This is a genomic window from Enterobacter sp. JBIWA003 (assembly GCF_019968825.1).
GTDB classification, from domain to species: domain Bacteria; phylum Pseudomonadota; class Gammaproteobacteria; order Enterobacterales; family Enterobacteriaceae; genus Enterobacter; species Enterobacter quasiroggenkampii.
This window is the reverse complement of record NZ_CP074170.1, coordinates 4,442,080-4,457,855: the sequence shown is the minus strand read 5'-3', so window position 1 is coordinate 4,457,855 and position 15,776 is coordinate 4,442,080. Positions and strand designations below refer to the sequence as shown.

The window sequence follows — 15,776 nt, the reverse complement described above, 5'->3', positions numbered from 1 at the left end:
TTCTCACTGCCATTTACGGTGATACGCGCCCAGCGTGGTTTGCGTGCCTTCGGACATCGATCCGAGCGTCTCCATCCAGGCCTGCTGCGGAGCGTAGTTCTGCGGGTCCGCCATGCAGCGGTCGATGGCCTGACGCCACACTTTCGCCACCTGGCTCACGTAGGCCGGGCTACGCTGGCGACCTTCGATTTTCACCGAGGCAATATTGGCCGCCAGCAGTTCCGGCAGCAGCTCCAGCGTGTTGAGGCTGGTGGGCTCTTCCAGGGCGTGGTAACGCTCGCCGTCGACCAGATAGCGGCCTTTACACAGGGTGGGATAACCGGCGTTTTCACCGTCCTGATAGCGGTCGATCAGCACCTCATTCAGGCGGGATTCCAGCCCCTGCGGCGTTTGCTGCCAGCGGACAAAGCGGGCAGGGGAGCAGGCCCCGACGGTATTAGGCGACTCGCCGGTCAGATACGAGGAAAGATAGCAACGGCCTTCGGCCATAATGCACAGGCTGCCAAAGGCAAAAACTTCCAGCGGCACTGGCGTGACGCGTGCGAGTTGCTTAACCTGATGAATAGAGAGCACGCGCGGCAGCACCACGCGGGCCACGTCAAAGTTTCGGTGATAAAAACGCACGGCCTCTTCGTTGGTGGCAGATGCCTGAACAGAGACGTGGCGCTCAATATGGGGATAGCGTTCTGCCGCATACTCAAGCATGGCGAGGTCGGCCAGAATCAGCGCATCGGCACCCAGTTGTGCCGCCATATCCACCGCGCGCTGCCAGCGGGCGTACCCGTCAGGATGAGCAAAGGTATTGATGGCGATATGCAGCTTGCGGCGGTGCTGGTGAACGAAGTTAACGGCTTCCTGAAGCTTTTTCTCCGTAAAGTTGAGGCCAGCAAAATGGCGGGCATTGGTGTCATCTTTTAGCCCGATATAGACCGCATCGGCCCCATTTTCGATGGCCGCCTTAAGCGCCGGAAGGTTTCCGGCAGGGCAGAGCAGCTCCATAATTTATCCTGATGTTGTCGATCGCAAAAATGTTAACGAGCTGGGATTTTAATTAACCCATACGCGACAATTTTTGATTTAAGGCAGCTAATGGCGTATTGATGGCACCAATAATGAGGTTGTCCGGACGACGGTTTGTTGATTTACGCCGCTATGTTGTGCGTCGGATATGGCAAAATAGCAGGACTATAGATATCAGGGAGTAAAGCTCGTGCTGGATAAACTGCGTTCACGTCTCGTACAATTTGGTCCATCAATGCTGAGCGTGCCGGTCAAGCTGGCGCCGTTCGCGCTTAAACGTCAGGTGCTGGAGCAGGTTCTGAGCTGGCAGTTCCGCCAGGCGCTGCAGGATGGCGAGCTGGAATTCCTGGAAGGCCGCTGGTTGAGCATTGAGGTGCGTGACATCGGGCTGCGCTGGTTTACCTCCGTTGAGAATGACCAGCTGATCGTACGCGAAACCGCCGAGGCGGACGTGAGCTTTAGCGCCAACGCCAGCGATCTGCTGATGATCGCCGCGCGTAAACAGGATCCGGATACGCTCTTCTTCCAGCGCCGTCTGGTGATTGAAGGCGACACGGAGCTGGGGCTGTACGTGAAGAATTTAATGGATGCCATTGAGCTGGAGCAGATGCCGAAAGCGCTGCGCGTGATGTTGATGCAAATGGCAGATTTCGTTGAGGCCGGGCTGAAAGCCCCGCCGGACAGTAAACACACTTCAGTAGGTGAGCCATGCTGATTCGAGTCGAAATAGGGATTGATGCGCCGGGGATCGATGCGCTGCTGCGCCGTGCTTTCGCGAGCGATGCCGAAGCCCAGCTGGTCCACGATCTCCGCGAAGACGGTCTGATTACGCTGGGGCTGGTCGCCACCGATGACGAAGGTCAGGTGGTGGGCTATGTTGCCTTCAGTCCGGTCACCGTTCAGGGCGAAGAGCTGCAGTGGGTCGGTATGGCACCGCTGGCGGTGGATGAAAACTATCGCGGGCAGGGGCTGGCGCGTCAGCTGGTCTATGAAGGACTGGATTCGCTCAATGAGTTCGGTTATGCGGCCGTTGTTGCGCTGGGCGATCCGGCGTTCTATGGCCGTTTAGGCTTCGAGCAGGCCGCGCATTACGATCTGCGCTGCCGCTGGCCGGGTACGGAATCCGCGTTCCAGGTGCACCGTCTGGCGGACGACGCGCTCAACGGCGTCAATGGCCTGGTCGAGTACCACGACCATTTCAATCGCTTTTAATCAGGCTCTCGCGTAGCGCCTCAAAGGAGCCGTCTCCGGTCACGAGGCGCTCTTTCTGGCGCTTCGTCAGCTGTTTGATGCGGTATTCCAGCCTGAGCGCCAGCGATCGGTCACCGACGGGCGCCGAAAAGGCGAGCTGTAATTCCCCTTTCCCTCGCAGCGCTTTTGCCCCTTTCCCCGTTTGATGTTGTAAAAAACGCCGCGCCACATCGGTGGTTATCCCGGTGTAGAGTGCGTTATCAGCGGTTCGGACAAGATAGAGAAACCAGCACACGGTAAACAGATTCAGTATGTTAAGGTGAACGCACCATAGCATGAGAGAGAACGAAAATGGAAACACTGGCAGCCATCAACCGCTGGCTGGCGAAGCAGCACGTCGTCACCTGGTGCGTCTACAGCGAGGGTGAGATGTGGTGCGCAAACGCGTTTTACTACTACGATCCGGAGCGCGTCGCGTTTTATGTCATGAGTGAAGACAAAACGCGTCATGCACAGATGACCGGCCAGCAGGCGAAGGTCGCGGGCACGGTGAATGGCCAGCCGAAAACGGTCGCGCTGATCCGTGGCGTGCAGTTTAAAGGGGAAATCCGTCGTCTGGACGGAGAAGAGAGCGACGCGCGTCGTAAGCACTACACGCGCCGCTTTCCGGTTGCCGCTGCGCTAAAAGCCCCGGTGTGGGAAATCCGCCTCGATGAGCTGAAATTTACCGACAACACCCTGGGCTTTGGCAAGAAGCTGCACTGGCTACGCGCCGAGCAGGCGTAGCGCTTCGCGGTTAAACGCCGGGAGATCGTCCGGGGTCCGGCTGGTGATCAACTGGTCTTTGTCGTTGACCACCTCCTGATCGTAAAATTCGGCACCCGCATTTTTCAGATCGATAACGATCGGTTTCACCGCCGTGAGCTTACGCCCGCGGACAACCTCCGCGCTGATGAGCAACTGCGGGCCGTGACAGATGGCAAAGACCGGTTTGCCGGTAGAGACAAAGTCCCGGGTGAAGGTCACGAAGCGCTCGTCTCCGCGCAGGGAATCCGGTGAATGGCCGCCGGGTAACAGCAGGGCGTCAAAATCGGAGGGGCTAACGTTATCGATAGTCTCGTCGATGGTCACGCTGGCCTCGCCCTTATGGCCTGTCACCGTTTTGCCCGCCTCTTTTTCAATGGTGATGACCTCATGTCCCGCCTTGCGGAACGCCTCTGCAGGAGATGTGAATTCTGAATCTTCAAACTCGTCGGTAATCAATACTGCGATTTTCTTGCCCATGCTTCCTCCGTTGTTTTGGCTTCAGACTGATTTTTCTCCGCTTGTGGTAAATACTTACCTGTAACAGACTTCTAAGTGTGGTCGACGACGCTGAGTTCGCAAACGGACAATTCTGTAAAGGGGATACGATGAGTCAGGTACTGATTACCGGGGCTACCGGGCTAGTGGGCGATCATCTGCTGCGGCTGCTGATTCAGGATCGCCGCGTGAACTACATCGCCGCCCCGACGCGTCGACCGCTGGCGGACATCTCCGGCGTCTTTAATCCGCACGATCCTCAACTGACGGATGCGCTGGCGCAGGTGCAGGATCCCATTGATATCGCGTTTTGCTGTCTGGGCACCACGCGGCGGGGAGCAAAGAGGCATTTATCCACGCCGACTATACGCTGGTGGTGGACACCGCGCTTACGGCGAAAAAGCTGGGGGCCAGACATTTTCTGGTGGTCAGCGCGCTGGGCGCCAGTGCCGGATCGCCTTTCTTCTACAACAAGGTGAAGGGCAAGATGGAGGATGCACTGATTGCGCAGAAATGGGAGCAGCTGACGATTGTGCGCCCCTCGATGCTGATCGGCCACCGCGACGAGCGCCGCTTTAACGAGTCGATCCTGGCCCCGCTGTTTCGGATCCTTCCCGGCAACTGGAAAGCCATCGAGGCGCGGGACGTCGCGCGGGCGATGTTAAAAGAGGGACTGGCCCCTTCAAAAGCGGGCGTAAACATTATCCCTTCGGCAAAACTGCGTGAAATCGCGCAGGGCGAGGCGTAAACTCCCCCGGCTAATTACTCATACTCTCCGGGGAATGCTATGACTGGTCAGTCTTCATCTCAGGCGGCAACACCTGTTCAATGGTGGAAGCCCGCACTCTTCTTTCTCGTGGTCATTATTGGCCTCTGGTACGTGAAATGGCAGCCGTACTACGGCAAAGCCTTCACCGCCGCCGAAACGCACAGCATCGGTAAATCTATTCTCGCTCAGGCTGATGCCAATCCGCTTCAGGCGGCGTGGGACTATGCCATGGTCTACTTCCTTGCCGTCTGGAAGGCTGCCGTCCTGGGCGTGATCCTGGGTTCACTGATTCAGGTGCTGATCCCGCGCAACTGGCTGGTGAAAACCCTCGGACAGCCGCGCTTTCAGGGGACGCTGCTGGGAACGATCTTCTCCCTGCCGGGCATGATGTGCTCCTGCTGTGCTGCACCCGTGGCGGCAGGGATGCGCCGCCAGCGCGTATCAATGGGCGGCGCACTGGCGTTCTGGATGGGCAACCCGCTGCTCAACCCGGCAACGCTGGTGTTTATGGGCTTTGTCCTGGGCTGGCATTTCGCGTTCATTCGTCTGGTGGCCGGACTGCTGACCGTGCTGGTGGTGGCGACGCTGGTGCAAAATCTGGTGAAGGATAAGACGCCAGAGTCCGCGTCTGTTGAGCTGGACGTCAGCGAGCCGCAGGGCGGGTTCTTTGCCCGCTGGGGCAGGGCGCTATGGCAGCTTTTCTGGAGCACCATCCCGGTCTATATCCTGGCGGTGCTGGTTCTCGGGGCGGCGCGCGTCTGGCTCTTCCCGCATGCGGATGGCGCTATCGACAACACGCTGTTGTGGGTCATTGCGATGGCCGTTGCAGGCTGCCTGTTTGTGATCCCTACCGCCGCAGAAATTCCCATTGTTCAGACCATGATGCTGGCCGGCATGGGCACCGCACCGGCGCTGGCGTTGCTCATCACGCTGCCTGCCATCAGCCTGCCGTCGCTGATTATGCTGCGTAAGTCATTCCCGGCGAAAGCGCTGTGGCTGACCGCAGGGCTGGTGGCGTTGAGTGGGGTGATGGTGGGGAGTATTGCGCTTCTGTGAAAAACGCCCGGTGGCGCTACGCTTACCGGGCCTACAAAAAAATCCCCTCACTTGAGGGGATTTTTTTATTTAATGTAAGTAAACGCGGTGGTGACGTGCTTCACGCCGCTCACCCGGCTGGCAATATCGGCCGCCGCTTTCCCTTCACGGTCGGTCACCAGACCCAGCAGGAACACTTCACCGTTTTCCGTCGTCACCTTCACGTTGGAGGATTTCACCTGGTCCGAACCCAGCAGTTGGGAACGCACTTTGGTGGTGATCCAGGTATCGGAAGAAGCATCACCCAGGCCAATTGGCTTGCCCTGACGCACTTCGTTAAACACCTCAGTGGTCCCTTCAACGCCCATCGCAATCTGTTTCGCACGCGAGGCGAGTTCCATATTCGGCGCCTGGCCTGCCAGCAGCACTTTGCCCTGGTAAGCCGTCACGTTGATACGCGCCTCTTTCTTGATCTGTTCGTCTTTCGAGAGCGCACTGTTGACGCGCAGCTCCAGCGTACCGTCATCCACCTGTGTCCCCACAGAGCGCGGATCGGTTGCCGCTTTGGTGCCTACTGCGGCGGTACCCACAACGGCCGCAGCGATACATCCCTGAAGCAGTAATGCAGACATAAGGACTGCGAGGGTCGATAAAGCCTTCATAAGAACTCCTTAATCATCCTGGTGAGGGAAAAGCGTGTTATCGATCAAGTCACATAAGCAGTTCACCGTGAGCATATGCATTTCCTGAATACGCGCGCTCCGGTGAGACGGAATGCGGATTTCCACATCCTGCGGCCCAAGCAGACCCGCCAGCTCACCCCCGTCATAGCCGGTTAAGGCCACGATAGTCATGTCGCGGGTGACGGCGGCTTCAACGGCTTTGACAATATCCCGGCTATTGCCGCGCGTGGAGATGGCCAGCAGCACATCTCCGGCATGACCCAAGGCTCGCACCTGCTTTGCGTAAATTTCGTCATGCAGACGATCGTTAGCAATCGCCGTTAAGACCACATTATCGGTATTAAGTGCAATGGCAGGTAAACTCGGGCGTTCTGTTTCAAAACGATTGATCATGCTGGCAGCAAAATGCTGTGCGTTGGCTGCTGACGTGCCGTTGCCACAACAGAGGATTTTGTTGCCGTTTAGCAGGGATTGCACCAGCGTCATTGCGGCACGCGAGATAGCATCCGGAAGGGCTTCCGCCGCGGCAATCTGAGTCTGGATGCTTTCTGTGAAGCACACTTTAATTCTTTCGAGCACGTTATCCCTTTTAAATCTTAATTATGCGTCTTCGCCAAAAGCGTTTTTAAGCCATTCGATCTCATTTCCGGTGAAGGCTATCACATCGAACCGGCAATCCACAGTATCAAAACTCCCATTATGGCGGGCAAGCCACAAGTGGGCAGTCTGTAATAATTTATGTTGTTTGGCGAGCGTCACGCTGGCGGCAGCACCGCCAAAACGGGAGGACTGTCGAAAGCGCACTTCTACAAACACGATGACCTGACCGTCTTTCATGATCAGGTCGATTTCGCCGCCACGCCCGCGGACGTTGGCGGCGATGAAATGCAGTCCTTTGCCTTCAAGCCAGCGACGCGCCTTTAGCTCCCACGCATCGCCGGTCTGTTTACGGCTTAACTGGCCGGGACGATCTGCCCCTGCTGGTATTTGAGCCATGATAACTTCCTGTTAATCACACAATCCTGAGTGGCGGTCAGATCGCCGGTGTTGCCGTTAAGCTCGAAGCCCGGTACCTGACGCATCTGGGTAAAGTGGTTCGCCAGCGCCCACGCATCAACCCCCATCGCATACAGACGCGCCAGAGAGTAATCGTTACGCACCGCGCTCAGCGCCTGCTGCATCAGGGATGGATTGCTGCCAGCCAGCATCGGGATTTCACTGTACTGCAGACCGTCCATTTCCAGACGGAAATCCGGGCCTGCGGTGCCTTGTGCGCTGCGGGAGCTGGCGTAGAGCGTTGCGCCGCTCTGGCTGCCGTTACGCATTGCAATCATCGGTTTGATAAAGGCGATCTCCTGCGGTGTGGCAACGATATAGGCCGCATCCACTTTACCGCCACCGCTAATCTGCGCGTCGGTTGGCGGCGCAGGGATCGTCAGGCCGCCAATCGTCACGCCCTGCTGCTGTGGCAGGCTCGCGGTGACCGGGCTACCGTTAAGCGCGATACCCGCCCCGCCGTTGACGCCCGCGCGCAGTTCAGAGACGGAACCGAATTTCTGCTGCAGTACCACGCCGCCGCCCAGCTTCTGCCACTCATCGGCAAAGGCATTGGCCACGCGATCGCCCAGTGCGCTGCGTGGGATGAGCAACAGCGGTGCCTGCTTACCCTGCTCGTGAATATGACGCGCCGCGTCGCGGGCTTCATCTTCCGGAGAGAGCGCGAAGTAGCAGATATTGGCCCGGTTCTGAACCTGCTCTGGCTGGTTGAGCGCCAGCACGTTCAGCGTGGTATTGCTCTTCATCAGCTCTTCCACGTTGTTTTTCAGCAGCGGACCGACAACGATGCTCGCGCCATCCTGTTGAACCTGCGCCAGAACCTGGTCAAGCGGCTGCGAACTGGTATCGTAGATTTTCAATTCAGCGCCCGGGTTGGCGCTGGTGGTTGCCACGGACTGCGGCTGCGCGGCAGGTTGAGCAGTCGGCTGTGCAGGCTGCTGTTGAGGCTGTTCTGCTGTTGTGGCTGGCGCTGGAGCAGATGCTGGCGCCGCTTGCGTCTCGGCCGGAGCCTGGGTCGCTGGTGCTGTAGTAGACGGAGCTGCTGTCGCTGGCGGTGTCGTCGGGGCCGTCACCGGGTTTTGCATCGTGCCCTGCGCTGGCGCTTGCGCCGTGGTCAGGTCGCTGGTCTCTGCGGCGGATGGGCTGACAACATCATTCACGTTAGCCGCCTGGGCCGCCTGTGCGGGAACGGCGCTGCCGGTGACCGCCGTCGTGCCGTTTTTCGCCGCTTCAAAGCCCTGCTGAATGGTGCGTCCAAATACCGCCGCCTGGCCGTTGAGTGGCAGAAGGAGGGCGATTTTGCTGGTCGAGGCAGGCTTAAAGTTCTGCACGTTCACCAGCTGGGTTGGCAGCATTTTCGCGCCCGGGTTTTGTGGGTAGCGCGTCTGCCAGTCCGTAATGCCGGCTTTCAACATCTTAGGATCGCTGCGGTTGTTAAACCACATCTGCTGCAGATCCAGCCAGCCCTGCAGGACGTTTTCATCCGCGTTGATGACCAGCGCCTGCGCCTGTTCCTGCGTCATCGACGCCAGCGCTTGCCAGGTGGCATCAATATTTTTCTGCTTATCAGCACCGCCAAGCAGCGGCTCTTGCGCGACGAGCGCACGGAGCAAGGTCAGGGAAGGACGTCCCTCCTCAGCGGTAATGCCCGCCTGCCAGAAGCGCGCCTGCTGGTTTTTATCCAGCGCGCTCACGTCGATATCACCGAGGATCTTCTTCGCGGCGGCGTAATCTTTCAGCGCAACTTTCAGCTCGGCAGCGAGCAGGCTCTGCTCACGACGCTGGGCGTCGTTAAGATCTTTTGGCAACTGGTTAAACAGTTCGGCTGCCCGCTGGGTTTTACCCTCTTTCAGCAGTGCACGAATGGCGAGTAATTGCCAGTTGGTCTTGGTATCATTTGAACTCTGCGACATTTGTTGCAGATAAAAGCCAGAATCAGCCTGAGCAGAACCCTGGAGATGGGCGGTGCTCTGGTCAGGTGCCTGGGTGCCACAGCCTGCAAAGATCAGGGCTGCCAGCAGAAGCGGCACGCTGCGCGCGGCTTTTTTTCGAAGAAACGTTAACGGTACCATACTGTATCCAGTGATTTTTTTTACGCAATGCTCAATATTAAATCGGCAATACGGACGAAACAATGAAACAACACGAAACGGCAGATAATTCTCAAGGCCAGCTTTATATTGTACCTACTCCTATCGGGAATTTGTCTGATATTACCCAACGTGCGCTGACCGTACTGCAAGCTGTTGATTTAATTGCTGCTGAAGACACCCGCCATACCGGCTTACTGCTGCAACATTTCGCGATTAACGCCCGTTTGTTTGCTCTGCACGATCACAATGAGCAACAAAAAGCCGAAACGCTGGTGGCCAAACTGAAAGAGGGGCAAAACATTGCCCTGGTCTCCGATGCCGGTACGCCGCTGATCAACGATCCGGGCTATCACCTGGTGCGTACCTGTCGCGAAGCCGGTATTCGCGTGGTACCCCTGCCGGGACCGTGCGCCGCGATTGCTGCGTTAAGCGCCGCAGGTCTGCCGTCTGACCGTTTCTGCTATGAAGGCTTCCTGCCCGCTAAATCCAAAGGCCGCCGCGACGTCTTAAAAGACCTGGAAGCGGAACCGCGTACCCTGATTTTCTACGAATCCACGCACCGTCTGCTGGAGAGCCTGGAAGATATGGTGACCGTCTGGGGGGAAGGCCGCTACGTGGTGCTGGCGCGCGAGCTGACCAAAACCTGGGAAACCATCCACGGAGCGCCGGTAGGTGAACTGCTGGCGTGGGTGAAGGAAGACGAAAACCGCCGCAAGGGTGAAATGGTGCTGATCGTCGAAGGGCACAAGACGGAAGAAGACGCGCTTCCCGCCGACGCGCTGCGTACGCTGGCGCTGCTGCAGGCGGAACTGCCGCTGAAGAAAGCCGCTGCGCTGGCGGCAGAAATTCACGGCGTGAAGAAAAATGCGCTGTATAAGTATGCGCTGGAGCAGCAGGGGGAGTAAGGCATCCCCTGCCCGTTTTTGCCGGGTGGCGGCTACGCCTTACCCGGCCTACAGATCTTTAACCGTCTTTTAGCTAGCAGGTATCGCCTCAAACACCAGCGTTTCCAGCGGTTGCAGCGTAATCACCACGGCGTTTTTGTACGCCTCCGGTACGGTTGAATTACGGCCATACACCGCCTTCAGACTAAACTGCGCCGCGTTTCCTGTCGGGACTTCGAAATCTCTCGTCAAATCCAGGTAGTAGCTTTGTGGCTTATCCGACGGGTTACGCAAGCCGAGAATCGCTTTGTCCTTGCTCCATGATGCCCAGCCGTAAACCTGCAGCGCCGTTGGGTCGCCGCCTATCCAGTGGGTGTCCACCAGCACGCTGGCGTTTTCCCGGGACCATTTCGCGGCCTGCGCCAGGGTGTCCCACTTCGCCTCATTCAGCATTGACGGGGTGATATACAGCTCCTGCAGCTGCGTACCGGTCGCGAAGTAGCTCCAGACCTGGTCGGCAAAATCGCTGTCCGTTTGTACCTTCTCCAGACCGTAGTAGGCATTCTCCGCGCTGACGATCCCGTGGTACATCAAGGAGTTCAGCGGGAACAGCGGGCCCTTGCGCACAATCGAGCGGTACGTTTCCGCATCGCGGTAGGTCATCCACTGCTGCACCGGCGTGCCAGGGCCGTACAGGTTGATGTCGTCCCCCTGGCGCCAGATCGAATCAGCGTAGAACAGCCAGGACGGGCTGGCGTTGGTCCCGGTGGTCAGGTTGATAAACAGGTTTGGGTTAGCGCTGCGCATGTTATGCAGCAGGGCGATAGAGGCGTCAAAATCCGAGGCGAACGGACTGCCCTTAATATGCGAATTGGCGTTTCCCATCCCATCAAGTTTGAACGAGGTAATATGTTCGTTTTTGATCAGCTTAACGATCTGCTCATTGAAGTTCTTAAAGTAGTTCGGCCCTGACAGCGCCAGCTTCCCGTCGACGGTTTCGAATTCATACTCTTTTGCATGCGAGACGCGAACGTCGCGGGGCTTGTTGTAGCCTCCCCACGGTGAGAGCCACAGCCCGACCGAGCTGTGCAGGCTGTCGGCTTTTTCCCGTACCTTGCCAAAACCGTTGCTGAATGCCGGGCCAAACAGCCAGCGCCCGGTAAGGTCGTCCCAGCCGTCGTCCAGCAGGAACGCGTCCAGCGCCACGCCGCGTCCGGTGATAAATTCCTTATTCCACTCGTCCATCCGCCCCAGCACATCCTGCTCGGAGTAAGGTGTAAAGAAGCCGATGTCCATCCAGCTGTTGTAGTGCAGATAAGGCTTGTTCGGTCGCGGACGAACGGCATCAATAAACTGGTTCACGCTGCGGCGCAGCTGGCTGATTTCCGGGAAAGTGCCGAAATACATCGTGTAGCTGACCGGCGTTTCAGGCTGAATGGGGGTTTTCAGCTCGACGTTGAGGTTGGTCGTCGCTTCATAGGCGTAAGTATTCACGATCGGTTTATCCGGCAGAATAAAGAACGAATCAGCTACGATCGGCGAACTGTTAATGGCCCCGTCAACATATGGTGCCTGTGACTGCTTTTTCGTCGGGAAGAAGGTGATTTTCGCCACGTCTCGCGGCTGACCAACAGCCGCGAGGGTGTAATCGATACTGGCATACTTATCCTTCACCAGATTCAGCTTCACCGTTACGTTAAAATCCGGGCGCGTAAAGTCGATGACAATCGCGTTGTCCCGCTTTTCGACATGCTTGATGGAGAAATCAGCGGCGTGGATTTTTGTCTCATCCGGCAGCGTCAGAAAGAACAGCTCCTGGGGCGTGAGCGGATGGTTAGCCTTGCTGTCCTTCACTACTACCGTTGCGTTTGCATCATCAAACGAAAGGGCAATATTGTCGTTATTGAGCGCGTAGTTGGCGGCCGCCGCGCCATGAGAAACAGAGAGAGCCAGCAGCGAAAGAGTGAGCACTTTTTTCATCGGGTTTAGATCCTTATCAGTAATGCTTCAGCATTCGGGTGATGGACTGCTCCAGCCAGTAGCGCTGGGTGCCGAAGTTAATCCGCAGGTAGTTTTCGCCGTTTTGCACGTAGTGGCTGCCGTCTTCAATGACCACGCCCGCCTGCCGGGCAAAATGTTGGGTTAACTGGGTGGCGCTGCGCTCGTCGGCGCTCACGTCTATCCAGGCCAGATACGACGATTCCGGGTTCATCATCTTCCACGCCGGGAAGTGGGTCTGAATCGCGTCCGCAAGGTAGCGCGCGTTGCCTTGCAGATACCCGTTCAGCGAGTCGAGCCACGGCAGACCGTGCTGGTAGGCGAGGATAATCCCCCATACGCCGAACATATTGGGGGAAGTAATCGAGTTCTTCTCAAGCTGCTGGCGGAAGCGCTGGCGCAGCGAATCGTCCGGGATCATCGAATAAGACGTTTTCAGCCCGCCCAGGTTGAAGGCTTTATTGGGCGACGTCAGCACGATCAGGTTGTCCTGCGCGGCACAGCCCGAAGTCAGACAGCTGACGAATGTACCGTCCAGAATGTGCTCGGCGTGAACCTCATCGACCACCAGAATCGTGCCGTAGCGTTTACAGAGATCGGACACCTGCCGTATCTCATCTGCGCGCCAGATTCGGCCCGAGGGGTTATGCGGCGAGCAAAAGAACCACAGTTTTGGACGGTGGGTTTTGAGCTGATCTTCAATCAGATGAAAATCCAGCTGATAGCGGTTTTCCTCAACGCGAAGCGGGTTAGCGAGGACCTTAACGCCCTGGCGCTGTGCCGCCATTGCAAACGGGTCGTAGACCGGGGTGTTCATCATCACGCTGTCGCCAGCCCTGCAGAACGCCTGAACCGTGTAGTGCAGTGTGGACACGGTGCCGTAGGTTAGCGTGATCCACGACCTGTCTACCTCAACCTGATGACGCGTGCGCTGAAAGGCGATCGTCGCATCGTAGAATTCGTCGAAACACCACGTATAGCCAAAGGTGCCGTGCTCCACGATGCGCTGGAAGCCTTCAATAACGGCGGGCGGTGAGGTGAAATCCATATCTGCGATCCACAGCGGAATAAACCCCTCCGGAACATCACCAAAGCGTGAGCAGACAAACGCATGGTCCCATTTACGGCACTTATCGCTTTTACGCTCGATGATTTTGTCGAAATCAAACACAACGACCCCCTGTTAAATTAAGGCTTCAATGCCGGTTTTGACGCTCTGCACCTGCGGGCCGATGATCACCTGTACGCTGTGAGCATCCAGCACCACCACCGACAGGGCGCCCGCTGCTTTCAGCGCCTGCTGATCGATAAGGCCCATCTCTTTCACCACCAGACGCAAGCGGGTGATGCAGTTGTCGAGCGACTCGATGTTCTCTTTGCCACCGAGCGCCTGCAGGATAAGCCCATGATCGTATTTCGATTTTCCACGCGCGCGGGTGTTGGCTTCGACAGCCTGCTGTGCAGCCTGTACATCCACTTCACGTCCCGGCGTCTTGATATCGTGTTTGAGGATGTACCAGCGGAAGACGACGAAGTAGATAGCAAACCAGGCGATACCGACCGGGAACAGCAGATACCATTTGGTCGACATCCCCTGCATCACGCCAAAGATCAGCAGATCCAGAATCCCACCGTCGGTGTTGCCGATGGTCACCCCAAGCAGGGCCATCACCATCAGCGCCAGGCCCGACATCACGATATGGAAGGCGTAAAGCGCAGGGGCGATAAACAGGAACAGGAACTCAATCGGCTCTGAAATACCGGTAACGACGGACACCAGCACGCCGGAAAGCAGCAGTCCCTTAATCACCGGGCGGTTTTCCGGACGCGCGGTGCGGTAGATGGCGTAGGCCACGGCAGGTAAGCCAAAGATAAAGGTCGGCATAAACCCTTGTGACAGAAACGCGGTAACGTGCGGGCTAAACGGCAGTCCGGCTTTCAGCTCGGCGTAGAAGATATTCAGCGCGCCGGCCACCTCATGGCCGTTGACCATCTCAATCCCGCCTGCTGGCGTGAAGCGCACCATCGCCAGCAGAATGTGGTGCAGGCCGAAGGGTTTAAGCAGCAGCACGCCCACGCCGTAAAGGAAGGGGCCGAAAACGCTGGTGCTCTGGATAATATGGCCAATCCCGGCAATCCCCAGCGCCACGTATTCCCACAGCAGGGGAATGAACAGCCCGACCAGCGAAAGGATAAGGGCGGTGATAATCGGTACAAAACGGATGCCGCTAAAGAAGGCAAAGGCGTCGTGGAGGACCGTGTCCTGAAAACGCTCGTGCAGGAAATAGGTAATCACCCCCACCACGATGCCGCCCAGCACGCCCATCTCCAGGGTCTGGATCCCCAGCACGATCGATTGTCCCACCTGTCTCATGGTCGCGGCATCGGCAAGCTGGTGGGTGGCGGTCAGGTAGTAGTTGATGCTCATGTTCATCAGCATGTAGCCAACGAACCCGGCAAAAGCGCCCACGGCCTTGTTGCGTTTCGCGAGGCCCATCGGGATCGCCATGGCGAACATCAGCGGCAGATAGGTAAAGGCGAAGCCGCCCACCATGGCGATAAAGCCAAAGGTCAGCTGCGTTAACTCGCCGCCCAGAAAGGGAAAGCTTTTAATGGTGGAAGGGCTGGTGACGGAGCTACCGATCCCCAGCAGCAACCCCATAAAGGCCAGCAGGGAGACCGGGAACATAAAGGTCTTTCCCAGGCTTTGGAAAAATTCCCACGCTTTCGATTTAAACGACTTTTCCTGTGTCATGTAGGGACTCCTCGGATTTTTAGGATAATGGAAGGCGCTGTCCGGCTTAAGGACGCGCCTTCATATTTGCGAGGCTTATAGTTATTTTTAAGTACTGACGTAATGCGCGATGGGATCAGGCTTCCGCTGGAAGCAGCAGCCGGTTTGCGGAGCCGCAAACGGTGATTTTGCTTCTGACCACCTCTTTCATGGCGTCCATGCCGACCCGCATATAGAAGCGCGGATCGTTGCCCTGCGGGTTGTCGGCAAACCAGGCTTTCACCGCGTCAGAGAAGGCGATTTTCAGCTCGGTTGCCACGTTAACTTTGCACACGCCCAGTTCGATGGTGCGACGCACATCCTCATCCGGCACATCGCTCGCGCCGTGCAGCACCAGCGGCACGGTGACCACTTCACGGATCTCGGCCAGCCGCTGGAAGTCTATTTTTGGGCGCTTGGTATACAGGCCGTGAGCGGTGCCGATGGCGACGGCAAGGCTGTCGACGCCGGTCAGTTCGACAAAGCGTTTCGCTTCCTGTGGATCGGTGAGAAACGCGCTTTCCGCATCAACACTCATGTCATCTTCCACACCGCCCAGGCGGCCCAGTTCGGCTTCGACGCTGCAGTCGTTGAGGTGGCAGAAATCGACCACCGACTTCACCAGCTTCACGTTCTGTTCAAACGGATAGTGGCTGCCGTCGATCATCGCGCTGCGCACGCCCGCGTTGACCTTGCGGCGAATATCGTCCAGCGATTCGTGGTGATCGAGGTGCAGCGCCAGCGGCATGTCGTAGGTGAGGGAGTAGGCGCTGCACAGGGCGTAAATCTCTTCCAGCGCAATATGCTTAAAGGTGCCCGGCGTGCCCGCGAGGATCACTGGCGATCGCATTTCGCTGCACACTTCGAGGATCGCCTGGATCGTCTCCGCGTTGTGGATGTTGAACGCCGGAACGGCATAGCCTTTTGTCTGCGCGTCCTGGAGAAGATATTTCGTCGAGATAATACTCATAA

The 15,776-nt window shown here is 57.5% G+C and carries 16 protein-coding genes and 1 pseudogene; 6 read left to right on the top strand and 11 right to left on the bottom strand.

Annotation, left to right across the window (positions count from 1 at the left end; all coding sequences use genetic code 11):
- Positions 1-3: 3 nt before the first annotated feature.
- Entirely contained in the window at positions 4-999 is a 996-nt protein-coding gene (locus KGP25_RS21620; protein WP_021242249.1) for a peptidase U32 family protein, read from the bottom strand.
- Positions 1,000-1,210: 211 nt separating this feature from the next.
- Between KGP25_RS21620 and KGP25_RS21615 the strand changes: the two genes are divergently transcribed.
- Both KGP25_RS21615 and KGP25_RS21610 read left to right on the top strand, forming a co-directional pair.
- On the top strand, positions 1,211-1,735 hold the full coding sequence (locus tag KGP25_RS21615; protein ID WP_045910093.1) for an SCP2 domain-containing protein: 525 nt from the start codon (positions 1,211-1,213) through the stop codon (positions 1,733-1,735).
- On the top strand, positions 1,729-2,232 hold the full coding sequence (locus KGP25_RS21610) for an N-acetyltransferase (protein WP_045910092.1): 504 nt from the start codon (positions 1,729-1,731) through the stop codon (positions 2,230-2,232). The genes KGP25_RS21615 and KGP25_RS21610 overlap by 7 nt, the downstream gene beginning before the upstream one ends.
- Here the strand turns inward: KGP25_RS21610 and KGP25_RS21605 are convergent.
- Complete coding sequence (locus tag KGP25_RS21605) at positions 2,219-2,548, bottom strand: GIY-YIG nuclease family protein (RefSeq protein ID WP_008501484.1); 330 nt, start codon at positions 2,546-2,548, stop codon at positions 2,219-2,221. The two genes, KGP25_RS21610 and KGP25_RS21605, sit on opposite strands and share 14 nt — an antisense overlap.
- 14 nt (positions 2,549-2,562) lie before the next feature.
- On the opposite strand from KGP25_RS21605, the gene KGP25_RS21600 reads away from it, so the two are divergent.
- A complete protein-coding gene (locus KGP25_RS21600) occupies positions 2,563-2,997 on the top strand; it encodes a YhbP family protein (RefSeq protein WP_008501485.1) in 435 nt (144 codons plus the stop codon).
- On the opposite strand, the gene KGP25_RS21595 is transcribed toward KGP25_RS21600, so the two are convergent.
- Complete coding sequence (locus KGP25_RS21595) at positions 2,977-3,495, bottom strand: type 1 glutamine amidotransferase domain-containing protein (protein WP_115876340.1); 519 nt, start codon at positions 3,493-3,495, stop codon at positions 2,977-2,979. The two genes, KGP25_RS21600 and KGP25_RS21595, sit on opposite strands and share 21 nt — an antisense overlap.
- 128 nt (positions 3,496-3,623) lie before the next feature.
- Here KGP25_RS21595 and KGP25_RS21590 point away from each other — a divergent pair.
- Together KGP25_RS21590 and KGP25_RS21585 are read left to right on the top strand one after the other, a co-directional pair.
- Positions 3,624-4,261, top strand: a pseudogene (locus tag KGP25_RS21590) (NAD(P)H-binding protein).
- A gap of 39 nt (positions 4,262-4,300) precedes the next feature.
- The gene (locus KGP25_RS21585; RefSeq protein WP_223539615.1) at positions 4,301-5,338 is read left to right on the top strand and encodes a permease; all 1,038 of its coding nucleotides are present in this window, start codon (positions 4,301-4,303) and stop codon (positions 5,336-5,338) included.
- 65 nt (positions 5,339-5,403) lie between these two features.
- Here KGP25_RS21585 and dolP read toward each other — a convergent pair whose 3' ends face one another.
- Genes dolP through KGP25_RS21565 form a run of 4 tightly spaced genes read right to left on the bottom strand, consistent with a single transcriptional unit; the run spans position 5,404 to position 9,128 of the window.
- Positions 5,404-5,979, bottom strand: coding sequence for a division/outer membrane stress-associated lipid-binding lipoprotein (dolP, locus tag KGP25_RS21580; protein WP_024906379.1), 576 nt, complete (start codon positions 5,977-5,979; stop codon positions 5,404-5,406).
- Positions 5,980-5,988: 9 nt separating this feature from the next.
- The gene (gene diaA / locus KGP25_RS21575) at positions 5,989-6,579 is read right to left on the bottom strand and encodes a DnaA initiator-associating protein DiaA (protein WP_003861754.1); all 591 of its coding nucleotides are present in this window, start codon (positions 6,577-6,579) and stop codon (positions 5,989-5,991) included.
- A gap of 21 nt (positions 6,580-6,600) precedes the next feature.
- Complete coding sequence (locus KGP25_RS21570; protein WP_045910089.1) at positions 6,601-6,996, bottom strand: YraN family protein; 396 nt, start codon at positions 6,994-6,996, stop codon at positions 6,601-6,603.
- Positions 6,954-9,128, bottom strand: coding sequence for a penicillin-binding protein activator (locus KGP25_RS21565; protein ID WP_223539614.1), 2,175 nt, complete (start codon positions 9,126-9,128; stop codon positions 6,954-6,956). The genes KGP25_RS21570 and KGP25_RS21565 overlap by 43 nt, the downstream gene beginning before the upstream one ends.
- A 62-nt stretch (positions 9,129-9,190) precedes the next feature.
- Here KGP25_RS21565 and rsmI point away from each other — a divergent pair, with 62 nt between their 5' ends.
- Positions 9,191-10,054 (top strand): 16S rRNA (cytidine(1402)-2'-O)-methyltransferase, encoded by an 864-nt coding sequence (gene rsmI / locus KGP25_RS21560; protein WP_223539613.1) that lies wholly within the window; start codon positions 9,191-9,193, stop codon positions 10,052-10,054.
- 69 nt (positions 10,055-10,123) lie between these two features.
- On the opposite strand, the gene KGP25_RS21555 is transcribed toward rsmI, so the two are convergent.
- From KGP25_RS21555 to kbaY, 4 genes are all read right to left on the bottom strand, one after another.
- On the bottom strand, positions 10,124-12,013 hold the full coding sequence (locus tag KGP25_RS21555) for an enterotoxin (RefSeq protein ID WP_223539612.1): 1,890 nt from the start codon (positions 12,011-12,013) through the stop codon (positions 10,124-10,126).
- Positions 12,014-12,029: 16 nt separating this feature from the next.
- Positions 12,030-13,202, bottom strand: coding sequence for a PatB family C-S lyase (locus tag KGP25_RS21550; protein WP_223539611.1), 1,173 nt, complete (start codon positions 13,200-13,202; stop codon positions 12,030-12,032).
- A 12-nt stretch (positions 13,203-13,214) separates the two neighbouring features.
- Entirely contained in the window at positions 13,215-14,786 is a 1,572-nt protein-coding gene (gene malX, locus KGP25_RS21545; RefSeq protein WP_196352803.1) for a maltose/glucose-specific PTS transporter subunit IIBC, read from the bottom strand.
- 115 nt (positions 14,787-14,901) lie between these two features.
- On the bottom strand, positions 14,902-15,774 hold the full coding sequence (gene kbaY, locus KGP25_RS21540) for a tagatose-bisphosphate aldolase subunit KbaY (protein ID WP_048225073.1): 873 nt from the start codon (positions 15,772-15,774) through the stop codon (positions 14,902-14,904).
- Between the last annotated feature and the right edge of the window lie 2 nt (positions 15,775-15,776).

Coding starts and splice junctions, on each gene's coding strand:
- KGP25_RS21600 (WP_008501485.1), top strand. CDS start 2,563: ATGGAAACACTGGCAGCCATCAACCGCTGGCTGGCGAAGCAGCACGTC.
- KGP25_RS21565 (WP_223539614.1), bottom strand. CDS start 9,128: ATGGTACCGTTAACGTTTCTTCGAAAAAAAGCCGCGCGCAGCGTGCCG.
- KGP25_RS21570 (WP_045910089.1), bottom strand. CDS start 6,996: ATGGCTCAAATACCAGCAGGGGCAGATCGTCCCGGCCAGTTAAGCCGT.
- KGP25_RS21555 (WP_223539612.1), bottom strand. CDS start 12,013: ATGAAAAAAGTGCTCACTCTTTCGCTGCTGGCTCTCTCTGTTTCTCAT.
- KGP25_RS21610 (WP_045910092.1), top strand. CDS start 1,729: ATGCTGATTCGAGTCGAAATAGGGATTGATGCGCCGGGGATCGATGCG.
- malX (WP_196352803.1), bottom strand. CDS start 14,786: ATGACACAGGAAAAGTCGTTTAAATCGAAAGCGTGGGAATTTTTCCAA.
- KGP25_RS21585 (WP_223539615.1), top strand. CDS start 4,301: ATGACTGGTCAGTCTTCATCTCAGGCGGCAACACCTGTTCAATGGTGG.
- KGP25_RS21595 (WP_115876340.1), bottom strand. CDS start 3,495: ATGGGCAAGAAAATCGCAGTATTGATTACCGACGAGTTTGAAGATTCA.
- kbaY (WP_048225073.1), bottom strand. CDS start 15,774: ATGAGTATTATCTCGACGAAATATCTTCTCCAGGACGCGCAGACAAAA.
- KGP25_RS21620 (WP_021242249.1), bottom strand. CDS start 999: ATGGAGCTGCTCTGCCCTGCCGGAAACCTTCCGGCGCTTAAGGCGGCC.
- KGP25_RS21605 (WP_008501484.1), bottom strand. CDS start 2,548: ATGCTATGGTGCGTTCACCTTAACATACTGAATCTGTTTACCGTGTGC.
- dolP (WP_024906379.1), bottom strand. CDS start 5,979: ATGAAGGCTTTATCGACCCTCGCAGTCCTTATGTCTGCATTACTGCTT.
- rsmI (WP_223539613.1), top strand. CDS start 9,191: ATGAAACAACACGAAACGGCAGATAATTCTCAAGGCCAGCTTTATATT.